General features: G+C 71.0%; 17 protein-coding genes. 6 read left to right on the forward strand and 11 right to left on the reverse strand.

Going from position 1 to position 17,840, the window contains the following annotated elements:
• Positions 1–21: 21 nt before the first annotated feature.
• Together MKK70_RS02775 and MKK70_RS02780 are read right to left on the reverse strand one after the other, a co-directional pair.
• Complete coding sequence (locus MKK70_RS02775; protein WP_147842522.1) at positions 22–915, reverse strand: NAD(P)-dependent methylenetetrahydromethanopterin dehydrogenase; 894 nt, start codon at positions 913–915, stop codon at positions 22–24.
• An 81-nt stretch (positions 916–996) separates the two neighbouring features.
• On the reverse strand, positions 997–1,971 hold the full coding sequence (locus MKK70_RS02780) for a beta-ribofuranosylaminobenzene 5'-phosphate synthase family protein (protein WP_243945723.1): 975 nt from the start codon (positions 1,969–1,971) through the stop codon (positions 997–999).
• Positions 1,972–2,306: 335 nt separating this feature from the next.
• Here MKK70_RS02780 and MKK70_RS02785 point away from each other — a divergent pair, with 335 nt between their 5' ends.
• The 6 genes from MKK70_RS02785 to MKK70_RS02810 all read left to right on the forward strand — a co-directional run bounded on the left by MKK70_RS02785 (position 2,307) and on the right by MKK70_RS02810 (position 7,621).
• Positions 2,307–3,335 carry a formyltransferase gene (locus tag MKK70_RS02785; RefSeq protein ID WP_147842524.1) on the forward strand — a complete coding sequence of 343 codons (1,029 nt, stop codon included), beginning with the start codon at positions 2,307–2,309 and terminating at the stop codon, positions 3,333–3,335.
• Positions 3,335–4,978, forward strand: a complete 1,644-nt coding sequence (locus MKK70_RS02790) for a formylmethanofuran dehydrogenase subunit A (RefSeq protein WP_243945715.1) — start codon at positions 3,335–3,337, stop codon at positions 4,976–4,978. The genes MKK70_RS02785 and MKK70_RS02790 overlap by 1 nt, the downstream gene beginning before the upstream one ends.
• Positions 4,979–5,011: 33 nt before the next feature.
• Positions 5,012–5,965, forward strand: a complete 954-nt coding sequence (gene fhcD, locus MKK70_RS02795; RefSeq protein ID WP_147842526.1) for a formylmethanofuran--tetrahydromethanopterin N-formyltransferase — start codon at positions 5,012–5,014, stop codon at positions 5,963–5,965.
• Complete coding sequence (locus MKK70_RS02800) at positions 5,962–6,756, forward strand: formylmethanofuran dehydrogenase subunit C (RefSeq protein WP_147858209.1); 795 nt, start codon at positions 5,962–5,964, stop codon at positions 6,754–6,756. The genes fhcD and MKK70_RS02800 overlap by 4 nt, the downstream gene beginning before the upstream one ends.
• 145 nt (positions 6,757–6,901) lie before the next feature.
• Positions 6,902–7,108: a hypothetical protein gene (locus tag MKK70_RS02805; protein ID WP_147729737.1), complete on the forward strand. Its 207-nt coding sequence runs from the start codon at positions 6,902–6,904 to the stop codon at positions 7,106–7,108.
• Positions 7,109–7,225: 117 nt separating this feature from the next.
• On the forward strand, positions 7,226–7,621 hold the full coding sequence (locus tag MKK70_RS02810) for a hypothetical protein (RefSeq protein ID WP_243945717.1): 396 nt from the start codon (positions 7,226–7,228) through the stop codon (positions 7,619–7,621).
• A 112-nt stretch (positions 7,622–7,733) separates the two neighbouring features.
• On the opposite strand, the gene MKK70_RS02815 is transcribed toward MKK70_RS02810, so the two are convergent.
• From MKK70_RS02815 to MKK70_RS02855, 9 genes are all read right to left on the reverse strand, one after another.
• Positions 7,734–7,910, reverse strand: a complete 177-nt coding sequence (locus MKK70_RS02815) for a hypothetical protein (RefSeq protein ID WP_187274652.1) — start codon at positions 7,908–7,910, stop codon at positions 7,734–7,736.
• A gap of 95 nt (positions 7,911–8,005) precedes the next feature.
• Entirely contained in the window at positions 8,006–8,725 is a 720-nt protein-coding gene (locus MKK70_RS02820; protein WP_147858208.1) for a cache domain-containing protein, read from the reverse strand.
• Positions 8,726–9,011: 286 nt separating this feature from the next.
• A complete protein-coding gene (locus tag MKK70_RS02825) occupies positions 9,012–9,446 on the reverse strand; it encodes a GlcG/HbpS family heme-binding protein (RefSeq protein WP_147726365.1) in 435 nt (144 codons plus the stop codon).
• Positions 9,447–9,621: 175 nt separating this feature from the next.
• Positions 9,622–10,596, reverse strand: a complete 975-nt coding sequence (locus MKK70_RS02830; protein ID WP_147726364.1) for an HpcH/HpaI aldolase/citrate lyase family protein — start codon at positions 10,594–10,596, stop codon at positions 9,622–9,624.
• Positions 10,597–10,736: 140 nt separating this feature from the next.
• Positions 10,737–13,496, reverse strand: coding sequence for a phosphoenolpyruvate carboxylase (locus tag MKK70_RS02835; protein ID WP_243945719.1), 2,760 nt, complete (start codon positions 13,494–13,496; stop codon positions 10,737–10,739).
• Positions 13,497–13,675: 179 nt separating this feature from the next.
• Positions 13,676–14,566 (reverse strand): succinate--CoA ligase subunit alpha, encoded by an 891-nt coding sequence (gene sucD / locus MKK70_RS02840; protein WP_147726362.1) that lies wholly within the window; start codon positions 14,564–14,566, stop codon positions 13,676–13,678.
• 29 nt (positions 14,567–14,595) lie between these two features.
• Positions 14,596–15,768 carry a malate--CoA ligase subunit beta gene (locus tag MKK70_RS02845; protein ID WP_147726361.1) on the reverse strand — a complete coding sequence of 391 codons (1,173 nt, stop codon included), beginning with the start codon at positions 15,766–15,768 and terminating at the stop codon, positions 14,596–14,598.
• A 243-nt stretch (positions 15,769–16,011) separates the two neighbouring features.
• Positions 16,012–16,638, reverse strand: coding sequence for a methenyltetrahydrofolate cyclohydrolase (gene fchA, locus MKK70_RS02850; protein WP_147726360.1), 627 nt, complete (start codon positions 16,636–16,638; stop codon positions 16,012–16,014).
• A gap of 17 nt (positions 16,639–16,655) precedes the next feature.
• Entirely contained in the window at positions 16,656–17,516 is an 861-nt protein-coding gene (locus MKK70_RS02855) for an NADP-dependent methylenetetrahydromethanopterin/methylenetetrahydrofolate dehydrogenase (RefSeq protein WP_147726359.1), read from the reverse strand.
• Positions 17,517–17,840 lie beyond the last annotated feature (324 nt).

The raw sequence follows: 17,840 nt of genomic DNA on the forward strand, positions 1-17,840 counted from the left end.
GCCCCGCCGGCCTTGCCGGTCTCAGCCGGCGATCTCGACGGCGAGGGCGTAGGCGTCGCGGAAATCGAGGCAGAGCGGCGCCTCGGCCGCGAGCATCCGCCCGAACAGCTGCTTCTGCGTCTGGTACTTCACGTTGCCGACGGCGAGCGCGCCGATGCCGACGCCCTTGCCGACCGGAAGCGCCACGTCCACCGCGTTGACGTCGATCCCGGCGATGCCCGCCGGCGGCACCGCGTTGACGTCCGAGGCGACGAGCAGGTTCGGGGCAGCGCGCAGGTCCTCGGCCGAGAGGATCGGAATGCCGGCGGGGCCGGCCGAAAGGATCACGTCGGCATCCGCGATCGCCTTGCGGCGGTCGTCCGGCGTGGTGCCGTCGATGGCGCCGACCTCGATCCCGAAGCGCCACTTCATCGTGAAGGCGATCTTCGAAACCCGCTCCTCGCCGTCATGGCCGACCAGCACCGTCCTGGCGCCTTCGAGCGCGCCGATCACCGCGGCGACGTAGGCGACGACGCCGGCGCCCCCGAAGATGACGATGCGCTTGTCCTTCAGGCCGGTGCCGAATTTCTGGCGCAAGGCCCGCGAGACCTGCGCCACCATCGCCGCGCCGGTGGTGAAGGAGCCGGCCGGGTCGGCGAACAGGTGGTTGGCGAAGGGCGGCACGAAGGCCTTCCTGGCCCGGTCGACCATGTCGAGGGCGTCCTCGGCGTTCTTGCCGCCGATGAAGATGCCGGTGCGGACGCCGTCTCCGGGCGCGCGCGAGAAGATCGAATCCTGCGTGAGCGAGACCACGTCCGGCAGCGTCACGTCGGTGTAGGTGACGATGGTCTCGAACCCGGCATCGACGGCCATGTTCACGTCGAACGGGCTCATGTGCTTGAGCGGCGTCAGCATGTGCAGGATCGAGCGGGCCATGGGGATTCCCTGTCTGGTGCGAGGATCGTCGGTCGGTGTCGTTGAGAGTCGCAATCGACGCCCGCGGTCAAGCGTGCCGGTTCAGGCGGTCGTGATCTCGGCGCCCGTGTTCCGGCCCCGCGCGATGAGGAAGCGCAGCGGGCCCGGCCGGTCCAGCCCGGCGACGAGCGCGCGGGCGTCGGCCTCCGACGGCATCAGCGCGAAGCCGGTCGGTCCCCAGGAGCTCTGGCCGTAGCCGGCGACGCCCTGGTCGGCGATCGTCCGCAGCGCCTCCGCGACGGCGGGGCTGGCGTAGCGCCCACCCTGGTGCGGCGCGAAGTGGTCGCCGATCAGGCGCTGGATCTGGGTGATGCCGGCGCCGAAGCCCTGCGGCTCGGCGAGCACCGCCGCCGGCATCACCTGCATGAGCACGATCCGGCAGATCTCGGCGGCCTGGCGCTCGGGAAAGCGCGGCAGCTCGGCGAAGGCGCGCTGCTCGCGCGAGCCGTGGATGCCGGTGGCGTCGCGGTCGAGGATCAGCACGACGCGCCACGGGTCGGGGTAGGCCAGGCGGGCGATCACCGGCGGCGGCGCTCCGGTGGCGTCGCGTCCGCCGTCGACGATCAACCCGCCCTCGGTGAAGGCCGACAGCCCGACGCCGGACCGGTTGCCGCGATCGAGCGCGTTCGAGAAATCCTCGGCCGAGAACGGCTTGCCCGAGAGGCGGGCCAGGGCCGCGGCCACGCTAAGCGCGAGCTGCGTGCCCGAGCCGAACCCGGCATGAGCCGGAATCGCCTCCTCGACCCGGATCGCGACCGATTCGGCGACGCCGAGATGGCTCGCCGCCGCGTGGACGTAGCCGCGGACGCGGCCCTCCTCCGGTCCCGAGACGGACAGCCCGTCGGCGGCGCTCGCGGTGAGTCGGACGCCGGGGGCGTCGATCGCCAGGCCGATGCTGCCGAAGCGGCGGCCGAGTCCGCCATGCAGGTCGAGGAACCCGAAATGCAGGCGCGCCGGCGCGTGGACGTGGACGGAGCGCGAGGCGGCCTCGGAGCGGCCGCGTGCGGGTTCAGACACGTCGATCCCCTCCGCCTTCGCCACGCCGCTTCATCCTGCCGTCGCGGCGGACCTCTCGGGAAATCGGTCCCCGCGGGAGCCGGCTTCTCCCATGGAGGCGCCCCGCCGGGCAACCGCCTGTCGGGGCGAAGCGGCCGCAAATCGCGGCGACAGGGTTGCCTGCGGCGTCCGAGCGATGCAAACGTGCCCTCCAGCGCAGGCATTCCGAGTGCCGCCGGGGCGGGATCGCATCCCGTTCGGGCAGGCCATTCCGGCTGCGACGGTCCTTCGGCCGTCCTCCCCGGTCTTACGGCGACGATCTGCGACGCCTCAAGAAACGGTTCGGGTGAGGACGCATGACAGCCTGGGTGAAGGGTGACGCGACCGATGCGGAGGGCGCCATCGCGGCCGCCGCCGCTCTGCTCGCCGCCGCGCATGCACCGGTCTTCGCCGGACTGAACGCCGACGTCGCCGCGATTCGCGCCGCCTACCGCCTCGCCGGCACGATCGGCGCCTCCCTCGATACGCAGGGCGCCGCCGGCACCTACGCCGACCTCGGAGCGCTCAGCCGCGTCGGCGCGATGACGTCGACGCCGGCCGAGGTCCAGGGGCGGGCCGACGTGGTGCTCGTCGTCGGCGCCAAGGCCGGCACCAGCACCCTTGCCTCGGCCCTGCGCGGCAGCAAGCCGGTGCGCGGCCTCGCGGCCGGGGCCGACCGCCAGGTGCTCGCCGTCGCCGGCGCATCCGCTCAGGCGCTGGCTTCCGACCTCGCCCTGCTCCGCGCCCATGCCAAGGGGCACCTCAAGGACGCCACCCCGCTCAACGAGATCGCCCGCGCGCTCTACGCCGCCCGGTACGGCGCGGTGCTCTACGACCCGGCCGAGCTCGGCGAGCTCGGCGTCGAGACGGTGCAGGGGCTGGTGCGCGACGTGAACGAGATCACGCGCTGCTTCGCGCTCTCGCTCGGCGGCCCCGACCAGGACCGCTCGGTGGTGCAGGTCGCGGCCTGGACCACGGGCCAGGCCCCGCGCACCGGCTTCGGCCGCAAGGTCCCCGAGCACGATCCCTGGCGCTTCGACGCCGCGCGGCAGGTCTCGACCGGCGAGGCCGACGCCGCGCTGTGGCTCTCGACGCTTCCGGCCGCGCGCCCCGACTGGCTCGGCGCCCTGCCCTCGATCGCGATCGTCGGCGCGGGCAGCCTCGAGGCCGCCCCCGGCACCGCCGAGGTCGTGATCGCGGTCGGCGTGCCCGGCGCGAGCGCCGGCGGCGTCCTCTGGAACGAGGGCCGCGCCGCCCTCACCTACCGACCCGGCACGGGGGGCGGCGCTTCGGCCGCCGACGTGCTGGCCCGCATCGAACACCATTTCGCTGGGAAGGATTCCTGATGCTGATCCGGATCCAGGGCGGCCGGGTGGTCGACCCGACGGCCGGCCGCGACGGCGTCGGCGACGTCTGGGTGGAGGACGGCCGCGTCGTCGCCCCCTCCGAGCGGACCCCCGACCGCACCGTCGACGCGACGGGCTGCGTGGTGATGGCCGGCGGCGTCGAGGTGCACTCGCACATCGCCGGCGGCAACGTCATCACCTCGCGGCTGCTGCTGCCCGACCTCTACGTCAGCGAGACGGCGCCGAACGGCCACCCCTTCGCCCATGCCGGCGGCGCGGCGGCCTGGATCGGCGCGGCCTACGCCAAGATGGGCTACACCACGGCGGTCGAGCCGGCGATGCCGCCGACCCACGCGCTCGCGACGCAGCTCGAATTGGCCGACATCCCGCTGCTCGACCGCGGCGCGCTCGCGGTGATGGGCAACGACGACCAGCTGCTGCAGCTGCTGCGCGCGGGCGAGAGCCGGGACGCGGTCCGCGACCTCGTGGCGCTCAACGTGGCGCAAAGCCGGGCGCTCGGGGTCAAGTGCATCAACGCCGGTGGCGCCTCGGCCTTCAAGGACGGCGTGCTCAAGCTCAGCCTCGACGACGAGATCCCGGTCTACGGGCTCTCGACCCGCAAGATCATGGGCTCGCTCCTCGACGCGGTCGAGGCGATCGGCGTGCCGCACCCGCTGCACGTCCACTGCAACAACCTCGGGCTGCCCGGCGCCGACGACAGCTTCGTCGAGACGCTGGATGCGGCCGAGGGCCGGCGCATCCACTTCGCCCACGCCCAGTTCTACGCCTACGGCGCGGCCGACCCCGCGAACCCGGGCACAGGCGGCTTCCGCTCGGCGGCGCGCCGCATCGTCGACGCGATGCACGCGAACCCGAACGCGACCCTCGACATCGGGCAGGTGGTGTTCGGCCAGACCGTCACGGTCTCGATGGACATCCTGCGCCAGTTCGGCGGCCGCAAGGGCGCCAACCCGAAGAAGTGGGTGCTGAACGCGGGCGATGCCGAGGGCGGCGGCGTGGTGCCGTTCCTGTACAAGCCGCGCGGGCCGACGAGCTCGCTGCAATGGGCGATCGGCCTCGAGATCATGCTGCTCTCGAACGAGCCCGAGCGCACGATCCTGACCACCGACCACCCGAACGGCGGCCCGTTCACCGCCTATCCGCGCATCATCCACCTGCTGATGGACAAGGAGGAGCGCGACCGCGAGATCGCGACGCTGCCCAAGGTCGTCGGCGAGCGCTCGTCGCTGCCCGAGATCGAGCGCGAATACTCCTTCTCCGAGATCGCCGAGCTGACCCGCTCGGGGCCGGCCAAGCTCCTCGGCCTTTCCGATCGCGGGCACCTGCGCGCCGGCGCGCGCGCCGACATCGCGGTCTACCGCGAGGACAGGAACCGCACCGCGATGTTTGCGAGCGCCAAGCTCGTGCTCAAGGACGGCGTGGCGATCGTCGAGGACGGCGAGGTCGTGCACTGGCACGTCGGCCGCTCGCTGTCGCTCACGGTCGAGTCCGACAAGGCGATGGAGCGCCGCACCGACGCCTACCTGCAGGACCGGTTCGGCCAGGGGCTCGACAGCTTCGCCGTGCCGGACGCGGCCTTCCCCGAGGCTGAGGTGTTCGAGGACGTGGCATGCCGGGCATGAGCGAGCGGCTTTGCGCGAGGGACGGGAACCGGAATGTCTGACCTCACCCTCAACGGCATCCGCGTCGAGGACACCTTCGCGGAGGCGTTCGACGTCGCCGGCACCGCGATCGTCGTCACCAACGACACCGCGAAGTGGGCGATGATCGCGGCCACGACCATGACCGGCTTCGCCACCTCGGTGATCGGCTGCGGCGCCGAGGCCGGGATCGACGCCGAGCTGTCGCCCGAGGAGACGCCGGATGGGCGCCCGGGCGTGCGCATCCTGCTGTTCGGCTTCGAGCCGAACGGGCTCAAGGAGCAGCTGCTGAAGCGCGTCGGGCAGTGCATCCTCACCTGCCCCGGGACGGCGTGCTTCGCCGGCGTCGAGGGGCCGACCAAGATCAAGCTCGGCGGCGCGATCCGCTACTTCGGCGATGGTTTCGCCATCGCCAAGCGCCTGCCGGACCACACCGGCAGGATGCGGCGCTACTGGCGCATCCCGGTGATGGACGGCGAGTTCCTGTGCGAGGATTCCGTGCGCGCGGTCGACGGCGCGGTCGGCGGCGGCAACCTGCTGTTCCTCGGCCGCACCCACGCCGAGACGCTGACGGTGGCCGAGGTCGCCGTGGAGGCCGCCAAGGCCATCCCCGGGGCGATCCTGCCCTTCCCCGGCGGCATCGTCCGCTCCGGCTCGAAGGTCGGCGGCCGCACCAAGGGCATGATGGCCTCGACCAACGACGCCTACTGCCCGACGCTGAAAGGCCGGGCCGGCTCGGCGCTGCCGCCCGAATGCGGCGTGGTCCTGGAGATCGTCATCGACGCGCTGACCTCGCAGGGCGTCTCCGATTCGATGCGGGCGGCGCTCCACGCCGCGACCGAGATCGGCGCGCAGCACGGCCTCGTCGCGGTCACCGCCGGCAATTACGGCGGCAACCTCGGGCGGCACCACTACCGCCTGCGCGACTTGCTCGACAAGAATCCCGCCGCGAAGGAGACCGTAGCGTGAGCGTCCTCTCCCTGCGGCAAGCGCCCCCCGAGCGCCTCGACTTCCTCAACATCGCGCCGGCGACCCTGGCCGCGCTCTCGCCGGCCGAGGCCGAGCGCCTGCCGATCGGCACCACCCGGCGCGGCCTGGTGCTCGGCGACTGCTTCCAGGTGTCGCTCGACGGCGGCGACAGCCTCACCATCGAGGGTGGCCACGAGCGGCTCGACCGCGTCGGCGGCGCGCTCGCGGCCGGCACGATCCGCGTCGTCGGCGACGTCGGCCAGCGGCTCGGCGAGGGCATGGCCGGCGGCACGCTGACCGTCACCGGCACGGCCGGCCCGTTCGCCGGCACCGGCGCCACCGGCGGCACCATCACCATCGCGGGCGATGCCGGCGATTACGCCGGCGGCGCGGTCTACGCGGCCAAGGCCGGGCTCGACGGCGCGACGCTGGTCATCAAGGGCACCGCCGGCCGCCATCTCGGCGACCGCATGCGGCGCGGGCTGATCCTGGTCGAGCGCGCGGGCGATTACGCCGGCTCGCGGATGATCGCCGGCACGATCGCCGCCGGGTCCGTCGGCGACGACGCCGGCTACGGCATGCGCCGCGGCACGCTCCTCCTCGGCAGCCACGGGCGCCTGACGCCGACCTTCGTCGAGACCGGCGAGCACGACCTCGTCTTCCTGCGGCTGCTGGCGCGCTCGCTCAAGACCCTGAGCCCGCGCCACGCCGAGATCGCCGCCGGCCCGCTGCGGCGCTATTCCGGCGACCTCGCGACGATCGCCAAGGGCGAGATCTGGGCGGCGGCCTGAGAGCCGCTCCTGCCTCCCCTCGCAGTGGGGGGGGAGGCAGGCTCACGTGCCGTCCTCGCCGCAGCACTTCCCACGGACCTCGGCGTCGTCTTATGATCCTCTCAACCCGGCCGCGGAGCCGGGACCCTGCGAGGACGTCCTGCCGATGCTGATCCTGCTGTCCGCCTGTCTGCTGTCGCAACCGACGCAGTGCCACGACGACCAGATCCCGATGTCCTACGAGGGCAGCAACCCGTTCATCTGCCTGCGCCACGCCCAGAGCGTCCTCGCCGAATGGCAGGCGGCGCACCCCGACCTCCACGTCGCGAAGTGGCGCTGTGCCGTGCGCGGCACGGTGCCGAAGGACCTGTGACCGCCGCGGATCGAAGCTGAACGGATCCCGACGCGTCCGCTCGCGAACGGTTCAGCCTCCCTCGATCATCCTCCGGGCTTCGATGGCCGCCGGCCACGCATTGCGCGAGGACATGTCGTGTCGCTCCACCGTTTCCGTCTTGCCGGGTTCTGCGCGCTCGTCCTCGCGGGCCAAGCCTCCGTCGGCGCCGCACGGGCCGCGGATTTCGACGGGCCCTATCCGCCGCCGCACCCGGAATACGGCGGCTACGCCCACCGGGAGCCGCCCCCGCCCGAGCCGGCCTTCCGCCGCCCGCGCTTCACCGCCGGCCCGGATTTCGAGCCGCCCGAGCGCTGCCGCAGCTTCGTGAAGCGCCGCATCGACGCCTATGGCGAGGAGGTGGTGCGCCGTGTCCGGGTCTGCGACGAGCCGGGCGGATACGATGACGGCCCCCGTCGCCCGGTCGTCTTCGATCACCCGCCGCGGCCGCCGGTCGACATCCCGGATCGCGATTGGGGCGGCCCGCGCTGGTAGCCCGGGGGGCGAGGACGCCCCCGCCTGAGATGAATGAGATCTCCGTGGCGGAAAACGCGACGTCCCGCCGTGTCGACGATCATCCTGCGATCCAGGGATCACGGGATCGACGTCACGCCCGGACCGGCGCCTTCTTGAGGGCGGCGGCGAAGGCCTTCAGCTGGCGGTTCAGGTCCGCCAGCTCGTTCAGCGCGATCGTCTTGTGCCCGTCCTTGACGGCACGCTCGATGTCCTCGACCTGCGAGGCGGCGAGGCGCCGGATTGCGGTGGCGACTTGGTCACGGGTCAACGGCGCCTCTCCCGGCACGACGCATGAGGGATGCTCGGTGATAGGTCGACAGGCTTAACCGTTGGTGTGCGGGCCTCCTCGCGCGCGGGCCCGCATCAGTCGTCCGGCGCGGTCGGCGGGGGCGGCGCCAGCGCGGCCTCGGCCGCCTGCAGGCCGGCCCGCGCCTTCGCCATCGCCGCGGCCTTGGCGCCGGTCTCGGCGTTCAGCGCTTCGAGGAAGGCGGTCCAGTTCCCGCGCAGCGCCGGCGGCATCTCGGCGTCGAGACGGTCGCGCAGCTGCGCCATCCGGGCGACGGGGCTGTCCGCCGGCCCGGCCCCGTCCGAATCGTAGACGCCGACGCCGCACACCTGGTCGCCGGCGCGGGTGTAGTAGGTGGTCTTCTGGAGCGCGACGGTGCTGCCCGGCTTGGGGAACAGGTAGCGGATCTCGGCGACCGTGCCGGCCTTGGCCGTCTCCAACATCTGGCGGATGAAGTAGGTGCCGTTGCTGTCGTGCAGGTCGCGCACGTTCTGGCCCTGCAGGATCGGGTTGGGATGCGCGCTCATCACGCCGTCCGGCCCGACGCAGAAGACGTAGGTGTCGGCGGTGCGGAACCCCGCCTCCCCCTTGGTGAAATGCGTGAGCGCCGCCGGCGCGTCGGCCGCGATCGCCGCGACGACGTGCTTCAGCATCCACTTGGCGGAGGCTTCCGAGCCGGCATCGCCGCAGGAGACCGGCGCCTCCCCGTCGCCGCAGGCGCGCCCTTGCTGGGGCGTCGCCGCCAACCCGATCGCGGCGAGGAGGGACGCAGCGAATACGGAGCGAAGCAATGCCATCGGTCGCGCCTCGACGATCAAGCGAAGGCCCGCGCGCGGCGGCAAGGCGTGCGCACGTCCGTTGCAAATGGATCCGTGGCTCGACAAGTCATGGTCGAAGCAGCCGGGATGGACGGCAGCTTCCATCGATTTCGTCGAATCTTCAAGCGCGAAATCGAGCATTCGAAACGCGCGAAAACAGTAGACCGGCGCGCGTCGGCGCCGGTGCATCTCCTGCGGGCCGAGGGCGCGACCCGTCCGCGGGTCGCGCCCTCGGCGCCGGGCATCGGCGTGGCCGTGGCGCGGCTCAGGTCCGCCAGGGGTGGGCCGGCAGCTCGGTCTTGCCGATCGTGCTGGCGCCGGCCTCGGCCACCACGTGGTCGTTCTCCACGGTCGAGCCGCTGACGCCGATGGCGCCCGACATCTCGCCGTCCGCGTCGACGATCGGGATGCCGCCGGGGAAGGTGATCAGCCCGTCGTTCGAGTGCTCGATGCCGTAGAGCGGGCCGCCCGGCTGCGACAGCGCGCCGATCTGCCCGGTCATCATGCCGAAGAACACCGAGGTCTTGGCCTTCTTCTGGGCGATGTCGATCGAGCCGACCCAGGCGCCGTCCATGCGGTAGAACGCCTTCAGGTTTCCGCCGGAATCGACGACGGCGATGCACATCTGCGTGCCGAGTTCGGCGGCCTTGGCTTTGGCGGCGGCGATCGCGGTCTCCGCCTGCTCGATGGTGACGTGCATGGTGTCATCTCCCTGATGGCGCCGCCGGACCGGGGCGCGTCGTCCCCGCAGCCTCGGCGGGGATACCGATCGACAACGGTCGAGGTTGCGCCCGGTGCCGAGAACAAGGACGGCCGCCCCGGATGTCCCGGGGCGGCCGCGGATCGATCGCGTCGGTCGGCCTGCCTCTGCCGGCCTACTTGGCCGACATCGCGTTGGCCTTCTCGATCAGCGCCTCGGCCATGCGGATCGAGGCGATGTCGATCAGGCGGCCGTCGAGGGAGACGGCGCCGCGGCCGGCCTTGGCGGCTTCTTCCATCGCCACGAGGATGCGGCGCGCCTTGGTGACCTCGGCCTCGGACGGGGTAAACACCTCGTTGGCGAGGTCGATCTGCGAGGGGTGGATCGCCCACTTGCCCTCGTAGCCGGCCGACGCGCAGCGCCGGGCCGCGGAGGTGTAGCCGTCGGGATCGGAGAAGTCGCCGAACGGGCCGTCGATTGGGCGCAGGCCGTAGGCGCGGCAGGCCACCAGCATGCGCTGCTGGGCGAACAGCCACGGATCCTGCCAGTGGGTCTCGCGCTTGCCGCTCTCGTCCTTGTCGGTGAGCACGCTGTAATCGGGGTTCACCCCGCCGATGACCTGGGCGCGGGCGCGGCAGGACGCGGCATAGTCGGCGACGCCGAAGGACATCGCCTCGAGGCGCTTCGAGGAGGTCGCGATCGCCTCGACGTTGGCCATGCCGAGCGCGGTCTCGATCAGCACCTCGAAGCCGAGCTTCTTCTCGCGCTTCTTGGCCTGCTCGATCTGCGTCACCAGCACGTCGATGGCGTAGACGTCGGCCGGCACGCCGACCTTCGGGATCAGGATCATGTCGAGGCGCGGACAGGCTTCGACGATGTCGACCACGTCGCGGTACATGTAGTGGGTGTCGAGACCGTTGATGCGGATCATCATGGTCTTCGAGCCCCAATCGATGTCGTTGAGGGCAGCGATGATGTTGGTGCGGGCCTTCTCCTTGTCATCCGGCGCGACCGCGTCCTCGAGGTCGAGGAAGATCACGTCGGCGTTCGAGGTTGCCGACTTCTCCATGAAGGTCGGGTTCGAGCCCGGCACCGCGAGTTCGGAGCGGTGGAGCCGCGGGGTGGCCTGCTGGACGAGGGTGAAGCTCATGGGGGGTCTCCTGTTTCCCTGGGAAGTCGGGCGGCTTGCGGTGCCGCCGTCAGAGCGCGGGCTCAGCTAGGCCGCCCGAACCGTCGGTTTCAACATGGGCCTGTGCGTTCTCGGCGACAGGCCTAGGCGATACGTTTGCATCAGCCGGTCGCACCGAAGCCGACGGCGATGCAGTTGATCGAGAGCAGGAGCGCGGATTTCACCGCCTCGCGCTTGTCCTCGTCGGTCTCGGCGCGGAACCGGCGCAGCAGCTCGACCTGCTCGCGGCCGACCTGGTTGATCGTCGGCAGGCGGCCGGTGAGACGGTCGCGGAACAGCGGCGCGCGCTCGGCCAGCTCCCGCCCGCCGGTGATCCGCAGCACCATCTCGCGCGTCAGCGCGTACTCGGCCTCGATCATCCCGAAGATGCGGTCGCGGATCTCCGGGTCGGCGACGAGGCCGGCGTAATCCCGGGCGATGCCGAGATCGACCATGAGCAGCGTCTTCTCGACCTCGTCGAGGATCAGGCGGAACAGCCGGCATTCCTGGAACAGGCGCTTGAGCAGCGCTTCGCCCTGGTCGCCGCGCACGTCGAGGAAGCTGCGGATGCCGGAGCCGACGCCGTACCAGCCGGTGACGACGTGCCGGTTCTGCGACCATGCGAACACCCAGGGGATCGCGCGCAGGTCGCTCAACGACTTCGCCCCGAAGCGCCGCGCCGGGCGCGAGCCGATGTTGAGTAGGGCGATCTCGTCGAGCGGGCTCGCGGCCTGGAAGTAGTCCACGAGGCCGTCGGCCTGGAGCAGGTTGACGTAGGCCGCGCGCGAGGCGCCGGACAGCGCCTCCAGCGCATCGTCGAACTCGTGCCGGGGCTGGTTCGCGCGCTGCCGCTCGGATTGCAGCGCGTGTTCGAACACGGAGGCCGCCAGCAGCTCCATCTGGTAGGCGGCGGTGCCGCGGTTGGCGTACTTGAACGAGACCACCTCGCCCTGCTCGGTGGTGCGGAAGCGGCCGTTGATCGAGCCGGGCGGTTGCGCGTCGATCCCGCGCTGGGTCGGCACGCCGCCGCGGCTCACCGAGCCGCCGCGCCCGTGGAAGAACGCGATCGGCACGCCGGCTTCCTTGCCGAGCGCCGTCAGCTTCGCCTGCGCCTTGTACAGCTCCCAGTTCGAGGCGACGAAGCCGCCGTCCTTGTTCGAATCCGAGTAGCCGATCATCACCTCCTGCACGCCGCCCTGCCAGCGGGTGGAGCGGCGGACCACCGGGATGCCGACGAGCTCCTTCATGATCGCCGGCGCGGCGCGCAGGTCCTCGATGGTCTCGAACAGCGGCACGATCGGCAGCGGGCAGATCTCGGTGCCGGCGGCGTCGAGGTAGAGGCCGGCCTCCTTAGCCAGCAGGTAGGCGCCGAGGATGTCGGGCACCGAGCGGGTCATCGACAGGACGAAGGCGCCGAACGCGTCGCGGTCGAGGGTGTCGCGCATCTCGCCGACGAGCGCGAAGGTGGCCAGGGTCTCGCGGGCGTCGTCCGGTAGGCCCTCGAACGAGGTTTCGCCGGTCCGCGGCCGCGCCAGCTCGGCGACGAGCCAGGCCTTCCACTCGGGCGACTCGAGGTCCGGCGGCGCCTTGCCGCCGCTCTGGCGGGCGTAGAGCGCGTGCAGCGTCTTCGTGGTGCGGGTGGTGTTCTCGCGCAGGTCGAGGCGGACGGTGGAGAACCGGAAGATCTCGACCATGCGCCGCACCGGCCGCACGAGGTCGGTGGCGAGCGAGGTGCACTTGGCGTCCGCGAGGCCCTGCTCCAGGGTGCGCAGGTCGTTGATCAGGCCGTCGGCGCTCGGGTAGTCCGGCCCGCTCGTGCGGTCGCCCTCGTTGCGCCGGATCGTCGCCTCGATCTTGCGCAGGATGCAGGACAGGTACTGGCGATAGGCCTCGCCGGGGTTGCGGCCGGCGATCGCCTTGGCGTCGCCGCTCTCGGACAGGGCCCGGGCCAGCTCGGCCCGGAAGGTCTCGGGCACCGGCATCGAGCGCTCGGTGAGCGACAGCACCCGGCCGAGATGAAGCACGCCGTCGCGGTAGCGCCTGAGCGAGGCGAGCGCGTTCCACTTCAGCGTCTCGCGGGTGACGCTGGCGGTGACGTAGGGATTGCCGTCGCGGTCGCCGCCGATCCAGGAGCCGAACTGAAAGAAGGCCGGCACCTCGAACTTCTCGTCCGGGTAGTACTGCGCCAGGGATTCCTCGAGCGAGTAGACCACCTCCGGCAGCATCTCGAACAAGGTCTCGTCGAAGAAGTGCAGGCCCCAGGAGACCTCGCGCTCGACGGTGGCCTTCTCCAGGTGCAGCTCGCCGGTCATCCAGACCAGCTCGATCTGGTCGCGCAGCTCGTTCATCAGGCCGGTGCGCTCGCGCGTGGTCCAGCGCGGCAACTCGAGCTCGCGCAGCACGAGGTAGATGCGCCGGAACTTCTCCAGCACGGTCACGCGCTTGCCCTCGGTCGGGTGGGCGGTGATCGTCGGGCGGATGCGCAGGTCCTTCAGCAGGGCATGGATCTGCGGCGCCGGGATGCCGCCGGCCGAGGCTTCCGCCAGCACCTTGGCGAAGGACCCGCCGAGGGCCGAGCGGCCCTCCGTGCGCTCGACGTGCCGGCGCCGGCGCATGGCGACGTTCTGCTCGGCGATCGACAGCAGCTGGAACCAGATGCCCTGCACCTGGAGCGCGCGGGCCAGCATCTCGGGCGTGAAGGTCGAGATGTCGGCGGTGCCGTGCAGCACGGCCTCCAGCTCCGGCTCGTGCCGCCGCGCCACGTCGAGCAGCGCGTGGAACAGGATGTCGAGGGCTTCCTTCGACGAGGTGCCGGTGATCACCGGCGGGGCGAAGGCGTTCTCGTCGGCATGGCCGAGGGAGGCGTGAAGGGTCTTTGGCATCGGATCAAGCCACCTGGGGCGGATATCGTTTTGGCGGGGGTGGCACCGCGCGGCCCCCTCTCCCGAGCGGGAGAGGGTTGGGGTGAGGGGCTAGGTCATTCCGGAGAGGTCACGCCCCCCACCCTGTCCCCCTCCCGAATGGGAGAGGCGACCCGCGCTTCAGGTTCGCGCTTCGGGCGCTACGCCGCCCGCCGCATCACCTCGGCGACGGTGTCGCCGAACGAGCCGGGATCGGGCGCCACGGTCAGCCCGTAGGACCGCATGATCTCGGCCTTCTCGGCCGCGCTGTCCCCGGTGGCCGAGATGATCGCGCCGGCGTGCCCCATGCGGCGGCCCTTCGGCGCCGTGAGCCCGGCGACGAAGCCGATCACGGGCTTCGAGAAGTTCGCCTTGATCCAGGCCGCGGCCTCGGCCTCCTGCGGGCCGCCGATCTCGCCGATCATCAGCACGGCCGCGGTCTCCGGGTCCTGCTCGAACAGCGCGAGGTGGTCGAGGAAGGACGAGCCGTTGATCGGGTCGCCGCCGATGCCGACCGAGGTCGAGATGCCGATGCCGTGCGCCTTCATCTGCGAGGCGGCCTCGTAGCCGAGCGTCCCCGAGCGCGAGATCACGCCGACGTTGCCCTTCAGGTAGATGTGCGGCGGCATGATGCCGAGCATCGACTTGCCGGGCGAGATGATGCCGGCGCAGTTGGGGCCGACCACCATGGTGCGGCGGTCCTTGGGGTAGCGCATCAGGTAGCGCTTCACCCGCATCATGTCCTGGGCCGGGATGCCGTCGGTGATCGAGCAGACCAGCTTCAGCCCGGCATCGGCCGCCTCCATGATCGCGTCCGCGGCGAAGGGCGGGGCGACGAAGGTGATCGAGGTGGTGGCGCCCGTCGCCTCCACGGCGTCCTTGACGGTGTTGAACACCGGCAGGCCGAGATGGGTCTTGCCGCCCTTGCCGGGGGTGACGCCGCCGACGACGTTGGCGCCGTAATCCTTCATCTCCTTGGCGTGGAAGGTGCCCTTGTCGCCGGTGATGCCCTGGACGATGATCGGGGTGGTTTCGTCGATGAGAATGCTCATGGCGGTATCCTTCGCTTATCTCACGGACGTCAGTGCTTGGTGCCGTTGCAGGCCTCGACGGCCTTGCGCGCGGCCTCCGACAGGGTCTCGGCGGTGATCAGGTCGAGCCCGCTCTCGGCCAGGATGCGCTGCCCGGCCTCGACGTTCGTGCCGGCGAGCCGGACGATCAACGGCACCTCGATCTTCACCTCGCGCGCCGCCTGGACCACGCCCTCCGCGACCCAGTCGCAGCGGTTGATGCCAGCGAAGATGTTGACGAGGATCGCCTTCACGTTTTTGTCCGACAGGACGAGGCGGAAGGCGGTGGCGACGCGCTCGGGGCTCGCGCCGCCGCCGACGTCGAGGAAGTTCGCCGGCTCGCCGCCCGCGTGCTTGATCATGTCCATGGTCGCCATGGCGAGGCCGGCGCCGTTGACGATGCAGCCGATCTCGCCCTCCAGCCCGATGTAGCTGAGGTTGTGCTCGGCGGCCTGGGCCTCGCGCGGGTCGCCCTGCGACGGGTCGTGCATGTCGGCGATGTTGCGGCGGCGGAACATCGCGTTGTCGTCGAACGACATCTTGGCGTCGAGCGCCAGCACGCGGTCGTCCTTGGTGACGACGAGCGGGTTGATCTCCAGCATGGTGCCGTCGCAGTCGCGGAACGCCCGGTAGGCGTTCATGATCGTCTTCACCGCGGCCGAGACCTGCTTGATGTTGAGGCCGAGCTGGAACGCGATCTCGCGGGCCTGGAACTGCTGCAGGCCGACGGCCGGCTCAACCACCACCTGGATCAGCGCCTCGGGCTCGCTAGCCGCGATCTCCTCAATGTCCATGCCGCCGCGCTGGGAGGCGATCACGCGGACGCGCTCCGCCTTCCGGTCGAGGACGTAGCCGAGATACAGCTCGCGCTCGAACGGGTCGGCGGTCTCGACGTAGACCCGCTGCACCGGCTTGCCCTCGGGCCCGGTCTGCAGGGTGACGAGGCGCTTGCCGAGCAGCTCGCGGGCGGCGTCGCGGACCTCGTTGTAGGTCCGGCACAGCTTGATCCCGCCGGCCTTGCCGCGGGCGCCAGCATGGATCTGGGCCTTCACCGCCCAGAACGAGCCGCCGAGCTCGGTCGCGGCGTAGACGGCCTGGTCGGCGCTGAAGGCGACGGCGCCCTTGGGAACCGCGACGCCGAAGCTCGCGAGCAGCTCCTTGGCCTGATACTCGTGCACGTCCATCGGGCGCCTCCTTCGGTACTGTTCTTGGCTGCGTTTCTACGCCCTCATTTTACTTTGGGGGAGAGCAGTGTCGCATTAAATTTTTTTGCATTCTCGTTGAGTTCGCCTTGATCGGCGAAGGAATGCTTGCGGTCTTCTTGTTGCGTCGCACAATCTTCTGGCGACGATCGTTTCCCAACTTCGCAATTCGCCCGTCGGCGGTCCCCGATCGCCGCCGATCGGGGACCGCCGACGGGCTTCGCGTCAGCTCACCTTGGCCTTGACCACGTCGTAGACCTTCTCGTTGAGCGGGCCGGCATCGCCGAGCAGCGCCTCGAGCTCGGTCAGGCGCCCCTGCGCGAAATCGCGGTCGTCGAGGCCCTTGGCATTGACGTAGACGTTCAGCGCCGCGCTGCGCAGGCCGGCATGGGCCGAGAGCACGGCGACGCCGGCATCCGAGATGACGTTGAGGTTGCCCTTGTCGGCGACGACCTCGGCGAGGTCGATCACCGCGCGGCAGGCGCGGCAGCAGGCGAGCGGCACGTCGGTCGCCACCTTCAGCGCCGCCTGGATCCGCTCGGCGCGGACCGCCTTCTCGTCGTCGGTGGCCTTGGGCAGCCCGTAGGCCCCCATCACCGCGTCGAAGGCGGCGACGTCCTCGGCGATCATGCCGGTGAGCTGCGCCCGCAGCGCCTCGGACTGGACGAGCATGTCCTTCAGCTCGGCCTCGACCTCGACGTACTTCTTCTTGCCGATGGTGAGGTTGCACACCATCGAGACCAGGGCCGCGCCCATGGCGCCGGAGATGGCGGCGGCACCGCCGCCGCCGGGGGTCGGGGCGGCGCTGGCCAGCCCGTCGAGGAAGGTCGCGATCGTATCGTGCTCGGCCATGCGCCCCACTCCCCCGTTCAGGCCATCTTCTTGGCGAGCGCGTAGATCTCCTCGGCATCCAGCACCTGCTCGGTGCTGTCGAAGAGCTGGCCGACGCAGGCGCGATGGAGCTTCAGCTTCAGGCCGCCGATGCCCAGTGCGCCGAACGACTTCTTGCCGTGCCGGTCCTTGCCCTTGTCCATGGCGTCGATGCCGCCGAAGCCGAGCGGCGGCTGGGCGTTGTAGTCGGCCACGAACTCGATCGAGGCCTCGTCCTTCCAGGCCGACTCGGGCAGCAGCTCGATGCCGATGGCGCCGGCCGAGAACACCAGGTTCTTGCCCTTGACGATCTCGGCGCGCGAGGCCTCGTCCGGGGTCGCGGCCGCCGTCACGGCGACGCCGAAGCGCTTGTTGACGGCGTCCGCCGCCGCCTGCGCGCGGTCGAGCTGACGGGCGGCGAGGACGACCTCGGCGCCCTCCTGGGCGAGCAGGGCCGCCGAGCGCATGCCGACCGGGCCGGTGCCGGCGAGCACCACGGCCTTCTTGCCCTCGAGCGAGCCGGCGGCCTTCGCGACCAGAGCGACTCCGGCGGCGGCGGTGGTGTTCGAGCCGTTGGAATCGAGCATGGTCGAGACGCGGAACGGGCCGAAGAAGCGCTTCTTCACCGCCTCGAGCACCGCCTCGCCGGCCGCCATGTTGCCGCCGCCGACGAAGATCGCCGTTGACTTCTTCTCCGAGCCGCCGCGGGTGTAGATCGTGCCATCGACGAGCGCGCCGACGTTCTCGGGCGTCACGCCGCCGTAGCCGGTGATGTGGTCGGCGCCGCCGTCGTAGCCGACGACGGTGTCGAACACGGACGGCATCGCATCGGTGTCGAACAGGAACAGAAGCTTCTTCATGGTGCGTCCTCTCGCCCGCGTCTCGGCGCGGATGGCGTTCGTGTTGGAAATCGGGTTCGGGCTCGTCGGTCGCTCAGCCTTCCCTCCCCCTCTGCGGGGGAGGGTGGCCTGCGAAGCGGCTCGGGAGAGGGGCCTCGCGACGTTCGGAAACGTGGCTTTGTTCTCCAGACGGTCGGTGACGCGAGGCCCACCCTCCCCCGCAGCGGCGGGCGGGAGAGTCCGAACTAGACGACGTTCTACGGCTAGCTGGCGACGGATGCTTCCATATTGTGGACGATCTGGTCGGCCGGAAGGCGCATCGCCTCATTTCTGACCCAGTACACG

Origin of the sequence: Methylobacterium sp. E-041 (genome assembly GCF_022829665.1) — a bacterium.
Classification (GTDB): Bacteria; Pseudomonadota; Alphaproteobacteria; order Rhizobiales; family Beijerinckiaceae; genus Methylobacterium.

Excerpts from the sequence above, each read along its gene's own strand:
- MKK70_RS02785 (WP_147842524.1), top strand. The coding sequence starts at position 2,307 with ATGACAGCCTGGGTGAAGGGTGACGCGACCGATGCGGAGGGCGCCATC.
- MKK70_RS02790 (WP_243945715.1), top strand. The coding sequence starts at position 3,335 with ATGCTGATCCGGATCCAGGGCGGCCGGGTGGTCGACCCGACGGCCGGC.
- fchA (WP_147726360.1), bottom strand. The coding sequence starts at position 16,638 with ATGGCCGAGCACGATACGATCGCGACCTTCCTCGACGGGCTGGCCAGC.
- MKK70_RS02805 (WP_147729737.1), top strand. The coding sequence starts at position 6,902 with ATGCTGATCCTGCTGTCCGCCTGTCTGCTGTCGCAACCGACGCAGTGC.
- MKK70_RS02845 (WP_147726361.1), bottom strand. The coding sequence starts at position 15,768 with ATGGACGTGCACGAGTATCAGGCCAAGGAGCTGCTCGCGAGCTTCGGC.
- MKK70_RS02830 (WP_147726364.1), bottom strand. The coding sequence starts at position 10,596 with ATGAGCTTCACCCTCGTCCAGCAGGCCACCCCGCGGCTCCACCGCTCC.
- MKK70_RS02825 (WP_147726365.1), bottom strand. The coding sequence starts at position 9,446 with ATGCACGTCACCATCGAGCAGGCGGAGACCGCGATCGCCGCCGCCAAA.
- MKK70_RS02855 (WP_147726359.1), bottom strand. The coding sequence starts at position 17,516 with ATGAAGAAGCTTCTGTTCCTGTTCGACACCGATGCGATGCCGTCCGTG.
- MKK70_RS02835 (WP_243945719.1), bottom strand. The coding sequence starts at position 13,496 with ATGCCAAAGACCCTTCACGCCTCCCTCGGCCATGCCGACGAGAACGCC.
- MKK70_RS02820 (WP_147858208.1), bottom strand. The coding sequence starts at position 8,725 with ATGGCATTGCTTCGCTCCGTATTCGCTGCGTCCCTCCTCGCCGCGATC.
- fhcD (WP_147842526.1), top strand. The coding sequence starts at position 5,012 with ATGTCTGACCTCACCCTCAACGGCATCCGCGTCGAGGACACCTTCGCG.
- sucD (WP_147726362.1), bottom strand. The coding sequence starts at position 14,566 with ATGAGCATTCTCATCGACGAAACCACCCCGATCATCGTCCAGGGCATC.
- MKK70_RS02775 (WP_147842522.1), bottom strand. The coding sequence starts at position 915 with ATGGCCCGCTCGATCCTGCACATGCTGACGCCGCTCAAGCACATGAGC.